The organism is Alcanivorax sp. (assembly GCF_040118815.1).
GTDB lineage: Bacteria > Pseudomonadota > Gammaproteobacteria > Pseudomonadales > Alcanivoracaceae > Alcanivorax.
The window spans coordinates 242797-257585 of record NZ_JBEDTC010000001.1 but is presented as its reverse complement, the minus strand read 5'-3'; the positions used below and the strand labels follow the sequence as shown (position 1 = coordinate 257585).

General features: G+C 57.6%; 8 protein-coding genes. 6 read left to right on the top strand and 2 right to left on the bottom strand.

Going from position 1 to position 14789, the window contains the following annotated elements:
- Positions 1-12: 12 nt before the first annotated feature.
- On the top strand, positions 13-1965 hold the full coding sequence (locus ABNH18_RS01155) for a monovalent cation:proton antiporter family protein (RefSeq protein WP_349381052.1): 1953 nt from the start codon (positions 13-15) through the stop codon (positions 1963-1965).
- Positions 1966-1980: 15 nt separating this feature from the next.
- Here ABNH18_RS01155 and ABNH18_RS01150 read toward each other — a convergent pair whose 3' ends face one another.
- A complete protein-coding gene (locus ABNH18_RS01150; protein WP_349381051.1) occupies positions 1981-4023 on the bottom strand; it encodes a M13 family metallopeptidase in 2043 nt (680 codons plus the stop codon).
- A 312-nt stretch (positions 4024-4335) separates the two neighbouring features.
- On the opposite strand from ABNH18_RS01150, the gene ABNH18_RS01145 reads away from it, so the two are divergent.
- From ABNH18_RS01145 to ABNH18_RS01130, 4 genes are all read left to right on the top strand, one after another.
- Positions 4336-5526, top strand: a complete 1191-nt coding sequence (locus ABNH18_RS01145; RefSeq protein WP_349381050.1) for a helix-turn-helix transcriptional regulator — start codon at positions 4336-4338, stop codon at positions 5524-5526.
- A 131-nt stretch (positions 5527-5657) separates the two neighbouring features.
- A complete protein-coding gene (locus tag ABNH18_RS01140; protein ID WP_349381049.1) occupies positions 5658-7274 on the top strand; it encodes an ABC1 kinase family protein in 1617 nt (538 codons plus the stop codon).
- A gap of 244 nt (positions 7275-7518) precedes the next feature.
- Entirely contained in the window at positions 7519-9900 is a 2382-nt protein-coding gene (locus ABNH18_RS01135) for a hypothetical protein (RefSeq protein WP_349381048.1), read from the top strand.
- A 72-nt stretch (positions 9901-9972) separates the two neighbouring features.
- Positions 9973-13020: a parallel beta-helix domain-containing protein gene (locus ABNH18_RS01130; RefSeq protein ID WP_349381047.1), complete on the top strand. Its 3048-nt coding sequence runs from the start codon at positions 9973-9975 to the stop codon at positions 13018-13020.
- 401 nt (positions 13021-13421) lie between these two features.
- Here ABNH18_RS01130 and ABNH18_RS01125 read toward each other — a convergent pair whose 3' ends face one another.
- Positions 13422-14045, bottom strand: coding sequence for a lysophospholipid acyltransferase family protein (locus tag ABNH18_RS01125; RefSeq protein ID WP_349381046.1), 624 nt, complete (start codon positions 14043-14045; stop codon positions 13422-13424).
- Between the two features lie 100 nt (positions 14046-14145).
- On the opposite strand from ABNH18_RS01125, the gene ABNH18_RS01120 reads away from it, so the two are divergent.
- Positions 14146-14643 (top strand): M48 metallopeptidase family protein, encoded by a 498-nt coding sequence (locus ABNH18_RS01120; RefSeq protein WP_502876769.1) that lies wholly within the window; start codon positions 14146-14148, stop codon positions 14641-14643.
- Positions 14644-14789: the final 146 nt, after the last annotated feature.

Here is a 14789-nt window from a genome sequence, read left to right as displayed (position 1 = left end):
ATATCCAGAAACATGCATGATGCCCTCACCCTGATCGTCTTTCTGCTAGGCTCCGCCGTGGCTGCCGTGGTGCTGTTTCGCCGTCTAGGCATGCCGCCGATTCTTGCTTACCTACTTTCCGGCCTCGCCGCCGGGCCCTTTGGTTTTGGCTGGATCAACGATGTAGAAGGTATCCAGCATCTGGCTGAATTCGGTATCGTTTTTTTACTGTTTACTCTGGGGCTGGAATTCTCCATCCCCCGTCTTCTGACCCTGCGCCGCATTGTGTTCGGCGCCGGCCCCTTGCAGGTGATACTCACCGGGGCCGCTGTCTTTGCGGCCATGCGACTGTTCGGCTTTCAGCCCATGACCGCCGGCATCACCGCTGGGGCACTGGCCCTGTCCTCCACCGCCATCGTCATCCGTGACCTGATCGGACGCGGCGCGGTGAATACCGGCTACGGGCGTGCCTCCACCGGAATCCTGCTATTTCAGGACCTGGCAGCAGTGATCATGCTGGTGATGCTGCCAGTGATCAGCAGCAGCAGCGGCGATGCCCTGTGGACCATGGCGGGCATCACCCTGGGCAAATCCCTGTTGTTGTTTGCCGGCATCTATGTGGTGGGCAAATGGATACTGCCACGTCTGCTGGAAGAAACCGGCCGCGCCCGCTCCGATGAAGTGTTTGTAATGACGGCCTTGCTACTGGCGCTGGTGGCCGCTTGGGTGACCCACTGGCTGGGTTTATCCATGGCGCTGGGGGCCTTTCTGGCGGGCATGATGCTGGGCGAAAGCCACTTCCGGCATCAGATCGAAGCAGACCTGCGACCCTTCCGCGACCTGCTGCTCGGGCTGTTTTTTATCAGTGTCGGCATGCTGGTAGATCCAAACCTGTTCGCCGAACAGTGGCTCTGGATTATCCTAGCCGCCGTTTCGTTGATGCTGTTCAAAGCGGTGCTGATATTTGTCTTGTTACGCCTGCTGGGCGAACCCGCCGACACCGCCACCCGCAGCGGCCTGATTCTGTCCCAATGCGGCGAATTCGGTTTTGTGCTGGTCGCACTTGGGGTGTCACACGAGGTCATGTCGCCGGGCAAAGCCGGCCTGCTGGTTTCGATTACGGTGCTCACCATGGCGGTGACCCCCGCGCTGCTGCAACACAGCGGCAAACTCAGCCGTCGCCTGCTGCGCCCCTGGATGGAAGTCCCAAAAGACACGCCGGTATCCGACGACATTACCGGCCATGTGATTTTGTGCGGTTACGGGCGGGTGGGCCAGAACCTGATGCGCTACCTGAACCGTTTCCATCACCATGCGGTAGCGGTGGATATGGACCTGGTGCGATTACAGGAAGCCAGCGCCGCCGGCGAGCATATCCTGTTTGGTGATGCCAGCCGCAAGGACATTCTCGAACGGGCCGGTATCCACCGCGCTCGCCTGCTGGTGGTCACCTTCGACAATGCCCGCCTCGCCGAGCGGATCATCCACACCACCCATAGCCTCAACAGTAACGTGCGAGTATTGGTGCGCACCCGCGACGACACCCATCTGGATGCACTCACCGAAGCTGGCGCGGCCGAAGTGGTGCCCGAAGTGCTGGAGGCTTCATTGATGTTGGTCGCCCACGCTCTGATGATGCTGGACGTACCCTTTGAGCGGGTACTGGCCATGCTCCGCAAAACCCGGCGCGACCGCTACCGCATGCTGCAGGGCTATTACCACGGCGATTCCTTCCCCACCACCGACAGTGCCGGCAACCCCTACCGGTTGTTGCATGCCGTGGCGCTCACTGGAAACGCCAAAGGCATCGGCCAGAACGTGGGCCATTTGCAGCTCAGGGATATCGAGATCCGCGCTATAAAACGCGGCGAGCAGACGCTGGAAAACCCCGGGGAAGACCAGACGCTGTTGCCGGATGATACGATCATTCTTTACGGTCCGCTGGAAGCTGTGGAAGCCGCCGAAGCCAAGCTCCTCGGCGGCTAACAACAACGCCCGCCCCTACCACAACCGCACACGTTGCTCGGGAGGAAAGTACAGCACCTGCTTCTCGCCAACATTAAACGCTCTGTACCAGGCGTCCATGTTTCTAACCACACCGTTGACCCGAAACTCGTTCGGACTATGGGGGTTGGTCAGCACAATCTGGCGTAGGTGCTCATCACGATACAGAGCGCGCCAAAGCTGGGCATAGCCAAGAAAAAACCGCTGCATGGCGGTATACCCATCCACCACGGTATCTGCCGACGGATTGGCGGCCAGAAACTCACGGTACGCCGTATGCGCCACCGTCAGCCCACCAAGATCCCCCATATTTTCCCCTAGCGTCAGGCGCCCATTGACCGTCATATCAGGCAATGGCCGATACTCCTCATACTGAGTCGCCAGCCGGTCCGCACGCTCATCGAACCGTTCCCTGGACGCGGTCGACCACCATTCCCGCAGCACGCCACGGCCATCGTAACGGCTACCTTGGTCATCAAAGCCATGGCTCAACTCATGGCCAATGACCATACCAATAGCGCCATAATTCACCGCTGGATCTGCCGCCGGGTCAAAAAACGGCGGTTGCAGAATGGCCGCGGGGAATACGATTTCATTATGACTGCGCGAATAATAGGCGTTGACCGTCTGGGGCGTCATGCCCCATTCCCAGTCTCTTGCCGGGCCACCCATTTTTTTCACTTGATCCGCACGGTGCCAGGCAATGATCCGCTGCACATTGCCCACCACGTCATCATCCTCTATGCGAATATCACTCATGTCGCGCCAACGATCCGGGTAACCAATGCGGGCCGTAAACGCATCCAGCTTGGCAGACGCCTGCTGCCGGGTTGCCTCATCCATCCAGGTATTTTCAGCAATGCGCTGGTGAAAAGCGCTCCGCAAGTAGCCCACCATTTTTTCCATTGAGGCTTTGCTTTCCTCAGGAAAAAAGCGCTTCACATATAGCTTGCCCAACGGCTCACCAAACACCTGATTCAGAAACTGTAATGCCAGCTTGTCCTGAGAACGCGGCGTCTCAATCCCTTTCAGGCGCCGTGAATAAAAATCAAAATAGGCATCCCGCCAGGGGGCCGACAACAGTTCGGAAAAACCGTCCAGATAGTGAAAACGCATCCATGCCTGCAGCGTAGCGACCGGCGTTTGCCCGAACAGGTCAGCAGAGGCTTTCACCGCCGTGTCGGTGGAAACAACGACCGATGAGGGCTCACCGAAACCCGCATGTTTAAGCAGCGACGCCCAGCTCAGCCCGGGAGCAAATGCCTGCAACTCGGTCATGGTCATGCGGTGGGTGTTACGAATCACGTCACGACTTTCTGCCGGCGTCCAATAATGCTCTGCCATGGTGGTTTCGAACGCCAGGATATCCTTCGCCTGCGAACTCGCCGATGCCAGCCCGGCGCGCGCCAACACACCCGCTATGTAGTCTTGATAGGCTTGGCGGTGATCCGGATAAGGCGCCTGATCGCTCAGGTAATATTCCAAGCTGGGCAAGGCCAGCTCAGCTTGCGAAAAAAACAGGGCATAGCGGTCCGGTTGATGCGGGTCTTGACGGACGGAAAAATCCACCACCGAAGGCATGCCCGGTAATGCCATCAACGCCTGCAGAGCGGGGTGATCCTGCGCGTCATCAATCTGCGCCAACTCATCCGAGAGCATGGCAACACCAGCACTATCTCGCGCTGCCAGATGAGTGAAACTCGCATGCAGGGCGGACAATTGCTGCTCGGAACGATCCGAAGATTTATCACTGCTCCCCAAGCTATCGACAATATCCTGCAACTGCGTTTCGGTGCGCAGGCTCAAGGCACTGAAGGAATCCATACGCGGCAAGCCATCCGGGATCGTGGCACTGCTGAGCCAGCCATCATTCACATAACGATAAAAATCGTCTCCAGGCACAATCAATGGATTGATGTACCCAGACTCCACGCCCCAAGCGCCATACATGGCTTTTGGGTGTACCACCGTGCTTTCCGGTTCCTGACAGGCCTGTAACGTCAGAACCACCCCCAGAGCCACCCCCGTACGCTTCCACATGATGCATTCCCTTGATAACCAGACTGTCGATTTAATGTCAGGCACCGCCTACATGCCAGTAAAAACCTAACGCCAACCACACGCAGCAAAGGAGCACGCCGAACCAACGGATACTCGCCCACCGACGTCCAAAGACGCCCACATGACTAACGGCGCCCTTTAACCGGCCAATGCCCTTGCCCCCTTGTCGGCGATATAACACGCTAACCAATACACATTCGATCAATCAAAACCGATAGACACGGATAATGGCAAAGCGGCCTGTCATCCTGGCGCCAGCCAGTATCGGCTTTTTTTCCGGGGAAAAAGCCCATGCGTTCCAGCACCATCACGCTGATCAATCCGCAGGAGCAGCCGCAGAGCTCAGATCCGCAGGCACCCACGCTGAGCCATGATGAGCTGCACCGCTTCAACCAACTAGTCGCCACCCTCTACAGCTGTCTGCATTCAAGCCAAGGCTTCCAGCCCTTTTTCGATGCCTTCCAGGCCCACTTCAACGCCCTTCAGGGGGGCATACTCGGCCTGAGCAGCAGCCCGCGCCGCATGATCTATGGCTGGACCTTCGGCTATCCCGAGGGGTTTGAAGAGTGGTATATCAACAGTGACTTGCCAGAGCGAGACGAAGCACTGGCCCGCTACGAGGCGTTACCGCCGCGTCAGTTCGATTCCTTCCTGCGCGGCGATGCCCGCAACACCATTCTCGACATGCTGAGTGCAGAAAGCCGCGCCTGGGCAGAAGCGGTGGGCATGGGCGACAGTGCGGGTATGCTGGTCAGCCGCCAAAACGACTGCAACGTGGTTTTCCTTGCCAACCGCCATGAGGATTTTGGTCCCTACACCGACCATGACATCCTGCAAATGAACCTGCTGGCCCCCCATGTGGAAAACGCCGTCAGCCTGCACTTCAAGCTCTACCAATCACGCAGCAATAACGAAAGCCTCGCCCTGGCGCTCAACCACGTAAACAAACCCATGGTGGTATTCAATGCCCTGGCCACCATTGCCCAAGCCAACAATAACGCCCTGGATTTGCTCGCCCACAGCGACACCCTGAGCATTTCAGATAACCAGCGACTGCAGTGCAAGGATGCCCGGCTGAATCGCAAACTCAGCGATGCCATCAGCACCTGCCTTATTCATTCCCAGAAAGGCACTCCCGCCACCCAAACCCTGTTCGTGGATAACTGTCACGAACGCATCGCCATCTGCCTGACGCCACTGATTGCAGAAAAGAAAGAACATAACGGCGTGCTCGCCGAACTGTTCCGCTACGACAGCGCCATGGAACCGGATATAGGCAAGTTGCAGTCGCTGTTCCAGTGCACACCGGCAGAAGCGGGCATCGCCGCCGAATTGATCCACGGCCTAAACGCCACCGAAATCGCCGACAAAAATGGCATATCTGTTCACACGGCCCGGCAGCACATCAAAAACCTGTTGGCCAAAAACGGCTACCGCAAGCAGACAGAACTGGTCGCCATGTTGGTCAGAGCCCTTTCATAGCCTCTACTTCCGGCATTCTGGCGTATTGTCGAACAATAAAGGCCACTTGCTTACTTTTGACTTGCTCCCTTTCCAGCTTCGCAGTAATTTGTGAACACCTATTCACAAATTACGCTGGAGGGCCCGTTCTCATGCGAGCCACATCAACGGAAAACAACAATATTCAGCCAGCCAAGTCGCAACCTGCTCACGCACCTCGCTGGCAGCCGATTAATGACTTTGCCGAGCGTAAACAGCAAGACAGTGGGCTGAAAGCCTGGATCGCCGTGGTCGAAGGCTGCATCAAGGCCATCGAGAAAACCGCCTGGCAAGGCAGGGAAATCGCCGACCAGGCCCTGACTGCCTGCAAGGCAGTCACCCGTGGCGCCAGCGCCGTCAATGAAGAAATGCAGCTGCTCGCCGACGAGGCCCGCCGGTGGCCGGCGCGCCTGAAACGGCTGACCAAAACCGGCTGGATGCTGACCAAGGTCGTAGCCAGTTACCGCCTGTGGGGCACCAGGGCCGCTTTTCTGCCCGGCAGCATGCGCGATGCCGCGCTGGCCAACCTGCACAAACGCAACGCCAAACGTTTTCGCGACACCTCCCTGGAACAGGGCGGCGCCTTCCTGAAAATCGGCCAGCTGCTCTCCAGCCGCCCGGATCTGCTACCCCAGGCCTGGGTGGATGAGTTAGCGGTCTTGCAGGATCAGGCCAGCCCGGTGGACTTTGCCGACATTGCCGCGGTGCTTGAGCAGGAATTCGGTGAGCCGCTGGATACCCTGTTTGCCCATGTGGATCCCCAGCCCCTGGCCGCTGCCAGTATCGGGCAGGTACACCGCGCCCGCTTGCACGATGGCCGCGACGTGGCCGTCAAAGTACAACGTCCGGGGCTGGATGAAGTGGTCGAGCTGGACATGACCCTGCTCAAGATTTTCATGGACGCGGTGAAATCCGCCCTGCCGCCCATGGATATCGACACCATCGTCAATGAAATCCAGCGCACCGTCCGTGAAGAGCTGGATTACCAGCGCGAAGCCCGCGTTATGACGGACATCGGGCAGCAACTCGGTCGCATTCCGGGAATCCAGGTCCCCACCTTGGTAGCCGAGCGCAGCAGCCGCCATGTGCTCACCACCGAATTCATTCAGGGCGAGAAGCTCACCCTGACCCTGGACCGGCTGAAAGACACGGATCCAGACCGGGTCAGCGCCCTGCTCACCACCCTGCTGGATGCCTGGTTCTGCCAGGTCCTTCACGGCGGCCTGTTCCATGCCGATCCGCACCCCGGCAATATCATGATCACCCCGGACAACACACTGGTACTGCTGGATTTCGGCTGCGCGCAAGCCCTCACCGACGACGCTCGTCGCGGCTACTTCCGGGTTCTGCAGGCCTGCATCGTGGGCGATGAATCCGTCATCGCCGACACCCTGACCGCCCTCGGCTTTGTTACCCGCAGCGGCGATCCGGCCACTCTGTTGGCATTCGTGTCTGCCGTGCTCAACCAGGTCCGCGATGCCATTATCAATCCCGACCAGCAGGCCGGCTGGCCCAGCCCCGAAGCCATGATGCAGCAGGTCAGCGAACTGCTCGGCCAGCTGGAACACGACCCGGTACAAACCCTGCCCGGCGATTTCATCATGCTGGCCCGGGTCTTCGGCACTTTGGGCGGCCTGTTCCTGCATTATCAACCCAATGTGGATGTGGCCAGCCTAGTGCTTCGCTACCTGACTCGCCCCCTGGACAACCCAACCAGCCAAGCGGCCTGACCCTCCTTTTAACCGCTCCTTCCTCCTCATATACCCGGAAAAGCCTGTAATCAGGCTTTTCCGTTTTGTATCCCTATGAAAAGAAACTGTCACCAATACTGACAATAACGCTACAGCATCGCCCCCTCGTTAATGTGCACACTTGTACCAATCAATGTGTACTATCGTGCCAGTCAGTCGCACGGCACCTGATCATTGCACAAACAAGAACAGTGCCACTGCAGGCACCGCCAAGGGGTTAGCGATGTATCCACTCAGCCAGGCTCCCGCCTTTATCTCTCACCGGCTCCCGCTGGCCTTACTGCTCAGTGCCAGCCTGCTCGCTGCCTGCGGTGGAGGCGGTGGAGGAAGCAGCGCACCGGCGGTGGCCAACGATTCCCCCACTATTCCGGAAACCCCTCGGGAGCCGGAAATACCAGATCCGACCCCTGAGCCAGAACCGGAACCGGAACCCCTGAACCGCTACCAGTTCGCCAATGGCTGTTACACCCTGCAAAGCCAGGAGCACTTTCTGAGCAGCAACGACGACGGCTACAGCCTCACCGAAGACGCAGGTAATGCCACCGCCTTCACCATGAAACCCACCGACCTGGGACGTTACCTGCTGCTTTCCAGTTACCACCGTGATCCGGGCAGCGCCGGCAGCAAACAACTGCTCGGCATCAGCGATCCCGCCGGGGAGTTCCTTGATCAGGGTGGCAATTTTGTGGGGGAACTGAGTTATCTGGTCTCCGGGCTTGGCGACACATTGAATCTGGTGCTGGACCCGGTCGCTCCCCTCGGTGGCCTGTTGCGGGAATTGGGCGAAAGCCTCGGCGACACCTTTACTCTGGCCTCCAACGTGACCGGCCTGCTACTCACCGCCGGCGACGACGGCCTGACCCTCACTTCCCCGCAACTGGAGTCTGACAACAACCGCTTCACTCTGGCTGCCAGTGAAGGATGCAGCGACTACCCGGAAGCCGAGCTCAACGCGGACATCACCGATAACGGCCCGGCCAATTACCTGACCGAAGTGCCCCGATTCCAGAATGTGGACGGCCTGGATGATGACGACATCTTCGGTTTCGTGGATGCTCACAGCCATATTTCCGCCTACGAATTTATCGGCGGGCGGGTGAATTACGGCGACCCCTTCCACAAATTCGGCGTCGACCACGCCCTGCACGATTGCGCGGAAAACCATGGCCCCCAGGGACTGACCGGCCTGATCGAACAAGTCACCAGCAATCCCGGTCCCCACGAAACCCGGGGCTGGCCAGACTATCCATACTGGCCACGCAACAACTCTTTGCAGCACCACCAGAGCTACTACAAATGGATTGAGCGTGCGCACCTTGCCGGCATGAAAATTCTCGTCAACCACCTGGTACACAACGAAATTCTTTGCCAGATCAACCCGCAAAAACAGAATGACTGCGACACCATGTCAGCCATCGAAATGCAGGCTGACCAGATGCATCGTATGCAGGATTACATCGATGCCCAGAACGGCGGCCCAGGCAAAGGCTGGTTCCGCATCGTTACCGACCCGGCACAGGCTCGCCAAGTCATTGGCGACGGGAAAATGGCCGTCATTCTTGGAGTGGAAGCATCCAAAGCCCTTAACTGTGGGGAATTCATCAATGCACCGGAATGCACGCGAGACGAAATTGTAGAGCAACTGGATAAGCTCGAAGCAATGGATGTGCGCAGCCTGTTCCCTGTCCACAAATTCGATAACGCTTTCGCCGGCCATTTACCAGATCTGTCTGAAGGCGTTGGCATCGGCACAGTATTGTATGCCGGCAACTTGCTGGAAACAGGTCATCTGGTGGAATTTGAGGAATGCCAGGGCCATGACGATCATGAGGTCGAACTGGACAACCCTTTCCAGCCTTTCGGCCTTCTTGATCAGCTCCTGTTTCAACTGGACTATCTGGCAGACCGCTTCCCTGCTAGCCCCGAAGAACTGGCCGATTTCGATCTGCGACGCGGCACCGATCACCTGTGTAATACCCGCGGCCTCACCGACCTGGGCTTCTTCCTGATCGAAGAACTGACTCGCCGCGGCATGATGATCGAAATCGACCACATCAGCCGCAAAGCCGCCACTCAAATTCTCGACATCACACAAATGCGAGATTACCCAATCATTAACAGCCATGGCGACTGGACCGGCACCGAAGTCCTTCGTGATCGCATCGCCAGCCAAGGGGGGGTTACCGCGTCCTTCGGCAGCGTACGCAGCAACTGGGTAGATCAACTAACCCGCGATGGCAACCGGCCCCGCGACCCGGACTTCATGGTAGGCCCATTCGGCGGCGCCCCCTTTGCCTCAGACGTAAATGGCATTGCAAACCTGGCAGGCAACCCAGGCACACCCGACCAAGAAGACACCTTGTACCCCTTCACCTCGGTGGATGGCCGTGTGCAATTCGACAAACAAGTTACTGGGGATCACGCCTTCAGCCTCTACGAAGGCCGGGGCGTGGCGCACTACGGACTCTATGCGGACCAGATCGCCGACATGATGCTCAACAGTGATCGTCCGCAGGAAGAAATTGATGACGCGGTGAACCAGCTGTTCACCTCGGCGGAAGCATACATACGGATGTGGGAACGACTGGAGCAGGCCGAGCAATAGCGGCCATACCTCCACATGAAAAATGCAACCTTTCAGGCAGCAGTAACAATAAACGACAACGGGGAACCTATCATGAACATGAACCGACTCTGGCCTGCCATCGCCCTGGCGGTCACTCTGGTACTCACCGCCTGCGGCGGTGACGGCGGCGGCTCATCACCGGCCAATAATTCCGCCACACCCAACAATCCCGACAATGGCGGCGATGGAGGGGATGACGGTGGTGACGGCGGCGATGATGGAGGGGATGGCGGTGACGGTGGCGACACCACGCCCCCCGATACCGTTGGCCGAACGTTCCTCATCAGCCCCGGTGAAGACGCCACCGAAGACATGGTCAACGCCATGGTCCAGCTGCGTCCAAAAGACACCCTGCAATTCGAGTGCGGCTACTTCGAACTGGACCAGGGCATCTTGATCCAGGCCACCGAAGATGTACTGATTAAAGGTTGCGGCAAAGACGAAACCATTCTGTCGTTCAAAGACAGTGTCAACGTGACCGGTCTGGAAGCCCTGAACATACGCGGCATTACCGTGGAAGACCTGACCATCCTCGATTCCCCCGGCGACGCCTTCAAATTGAAGAGCGTAAAGTGGGGCACCCTGCGTGGCGTACGTGCCATGTGGTCCGGTGGCGGCGAACCGATCACCGCAGATAACTACGCGGAAAAGATCCATGTGTCCTGTACCGCGCCCCCCTACAACGAGGGCGATTCCAGCCCGGATTACACCCCCAGCTCCGCCAGCGGTCGCTACGGTATCTACCCGGTAGAGTCAGAGAACATTCTGGTAGAAGACAGTGAATCCATCGGCGCCAGCGATGCAGGCATCTATGTTGGCCAGACCAACACCGCCATCATTCGTAACAGCCGTGCCGCTTATAACGTCATGGGTTTTGAAATCGAAAACGTTCAAGGTGGCGAGTACGACAACAACCTTTCTGAATGTAATACCGGCGCTTTCCTGATCTACGACCTGGAAAACATCACCCGTTACGGTGATACCTCGGTGATGATCAACAACGTGGCTCGCAACAATAATACCTACAACTTTGCCCACAGCGGCCTGGTGTCCGTTGTACCTCGTGGCACCGGACTTATTACCTTGGGCTACGACAATATTGAGGTCCTCAACAACACCTTTGAGGATCACAGCACTGCCGCCGTCATCCACGCAAGCTATGAGTTGATTGATGGCAAGGACAATACCGCCGATAAAAAAATCGACCCCTATACCGAAGGTCTGCACATCCATAACAATGTGATGAAGAACTCCGGTTACGACCTGCCCCCACCGGACCTGGAAAAACTGGCCAACGGCGAAGTAGAAAGTGTGCTGCCGACCCTGATAGGCCTGAAAAACCTGCCTGAACTGTCTCCCAACCTTCTGGAAGTGTTGGCCAGCCTACCTAACCTACTGAATCTGGGCAAAGGGGCTCACATTGTTTGGGATGGGCTTCGCGACGACCTGGACGAAGATTGCCCCTACCCGGTAGACAACAACGGCGATCCGGTTCCCATGTGGGATAGCGGCAAGCCCATTCATACCAATGAGCATCCAAACCCCAGCTGCCATTACAACGCCTACAAATTCAACGAAAGTGGCGACCGCATCCTGCCAGAATGGGGCACCTGTATTCACGATAACGACCTGAACAGTGACAGCGCCCCCTACCTGAACTTCCACGGCACCGATGGTTTGGAAGTGGTACTGGCCATTGCCGAGCAGGACTTCTCCATTCTCAATCCTGCAGGCATCAAAGGGGCTATTGAAGGGTTACTGAATATCGCCTCCGACACGGACATGTCCGAGCATGATTGCCAGGCCCGTTTCGGTACCACCCTGGCGTCACTGCCACGGGTAGAAATTCCGCCCTTCGAGCCCAGCGGCGAATTCGACCCTGCACCGTCGGATGAGGTTGTCGAGTTCTACTGTAGCGCTGACGTTGCAGACGGCGAGATCAACCGCGAAGCACTGAACTACAACTGCCCGACACTGGATCAGTACAACCTGTTTGCGGATGCTGAAGACCCACGTAGCACACCGAACGAGAGCGGCCAGCCCTTTGTGCTGAACACCAAACTGTTCTCCGACTACTCCACAAAATACCGGGTCGTGTTTGTGCCGCCCGGCGAGCAAGCGGTGTATAGCGACGGCCAGGACGGTAACAACGTCAACGGCAGCATCGTGTTCCCGGAAGGTACCGTGATTGCCAAAACCTTTGCCTTCACCGATGAAAGCCAGGGCACGGAAGTGCCAGTAGAAACCCGTCTGTTGATCAAACGCAAGAACAGCCAGGACAGCGCTGTCTGGGTTGGTCTGCCCTACATCTGGGCAGAAGAAGACGGCAAGCAAGTCGCCCGTCTGGCAATGAACGGTGGCAGCGCCTCGGTTGCCTGGCATTACCGTGATGCGGATTCCAACACCCTGCTCACCGGCAGCACCGACGGCTACACCATCCCTAACGGCAACCAGTGTGTTACCTGTCACGCCAATGATGACCAGCCGGCTGGCAGCGCGCCCATCGGTCCGAAACCCCGTAACCTGAACCGTGCCTACAAAGCGGAATCCGCTTTCATGGGAACCAGCGGCCAGGCCGGTTTCCCGGCGGTAAACCAGATCAAGCAGTGGAAAGATCTAGGGATCCTGACCGGCGTGCCGGAGTTGACCATCAGCAATGGAGTGGCCACCAACATTGAGCATCTGCCACGCTGGAATGTGCCCGGTGACAGCGGTGAAACCGCCAACTCAGCGGCGGATATCGAAAGCCGGGTGCGTGCCTACCTGGAAGTGAACTGTCAGCATTGCCACAACGACAAGGGCGCCGCGTCCAACACGGGTTATTACCTGGATCACTTCCGTGATGTGAACGCCAGCTACGGGGTGTGCAAGAAGCCCACGGCCACCGGCGGCGGCTCCTGTGGACGCCAGCATGTACTGGTACCCGGCAGCGCGGGCAGTTCCATCGTCTCTTGCCGTCTCAGTGCAGAAGATGATCCGCAGAAGATGATGCCACCGATTGCCCGCAGCGTTGCCCATGGCGAAGCCACCGCGCTGATGGATCAGTGGATCAATAATGTGGTGGATAGCAGCTATACGAACGCTAGCGCCTGTAACTGATCTTCCCCCCTCCCTCCTCTCCAGCATCATCGGAGGGGAGTGCAACACCCCCTCCCTGCAAAGGGAGGGTTCTTAGGGCCTGTTAACACTACCGAGATAACGCCTGCTGGATGCATTTTTTCGTCCAGTGGTGTCAGCCGGTGTGCCGTGTAGTCATTCTACATAAACAGCGGATGGCTCTGCTGGGCGGGAAAAGGGACCAGCCCTTCGGGTTGAGCCCCAAAAGCCGTCACTCGTCGTTATTCGTCACTCATTTGGAACCACCAAACTTCACTCCTCATGCCTAGATTGACGGCTTTTGGGACTCAACAGGTGTCATCTCGGTAGTGTTAACAGGCCCTAGCCGCTCCGCGGCCGCGATACGCTTCACGCAGCATGCAACACGCAACGGGCACCCTGCCTCAAATGTTGCTATTTCTATCTCGAATGGCTTTTAACGGCGCAGATAATTTATCCGGATGACGCGGATGAATGGCTGCATAGCATTCAAAAATTTCGGCCAGATCCTTCTCCACATCTCCACACGGCTCAATCACGCGGGCAAAGGTAATTTCCTTTTTACGGTAATCCGCTGTGGCCACCACAATCGGCACACCCGCCTGCTGCGCGATTCGGTAAAAACCGGTTTTCCACTGCGTTGCCCCACCGCGAGTCCCTTCAGGAGCGACAACCATCACCAGCTTGTCACGGCTATTGAACTGTTCCACGGTCTGCTCAACCACACCACCCGCCTTCTGCCGGGCAATGGGCAAGGCTCCCATCCAGCGAAGCATTGCGCCAAACGGCCCCTTGAAGGCACTGTCCTTGATCATCACGTGAGCATCCAAGCCCAGCTGCATCATGGCAGCCAAGGTATAGATACCATCCCAGTTAGACGTATGCGGGCCGCCAATAATCACGGCTTTAGGCACCGCCGGCATGTCATTAGTCACCCGCCAACCCGCCAGACGCAAAAAACCACTGGCAAGACGGCGAGAAAATGCATTCCCTCGGCGAGGATAATCAGAGTCCTGGGATGACGACATGGGATTGTCCATTGTAAAAAGAAAGCGGATCATACCCGCGTTAGCCCCCCATCACATTGGCACTAACGCCCAAACTCAGGCCAGAGACCCTCACCAGCCTATGTCCTCTTTGCATTACCTCACAGGGTACCCTGAGCAAATTCAGCAACAAGCCAAAGCCCTGCTGAACCAAGGCCAACTAGGTGACTACCTGCAACAGCGCTACCCCGACAAGCATGACATTCAAGGCGACAAGGCCCTGTTCCAGTACGCTAACACCTTGAAACAACAATACCTGCGTAAGGCGCCGCCGCTGGGCAAGGCCAATTACGACGCCAAGCTGAAGACTCTCAGCCAGGCGCTGGGCATGCATACCCGGCAAACCCGCATTCACGGCAACAAATTGCGCAGTCATAACAGCCTGCGTATCGCCAGCCAGTTCAAGGCGGCGCCGGAGGCTTTTCTGCGCATGATCGTGGTCCACGAACTGGCCCACTTCAAAGAAACCGACCACAACAAGGCGTTTTATCAACTCTGCTCGCACATGGCACCGAACTACCATCAGCTGGAACTGGATACCCGGCTCTGGCTTCTCTGGCAGGACACACTCAACCGCTGACACAGTCACCACCTGCAGGAGCCAGATCGCCCTTTAGCGCCTCGACCCAACAAAGCCAAAACACCAAAAACCTCTTTATTCAACAAGCATTTACATTCCCGATCACGAATATCGACAAAGACCATGGCCGGCAGTTTCATGTCCCC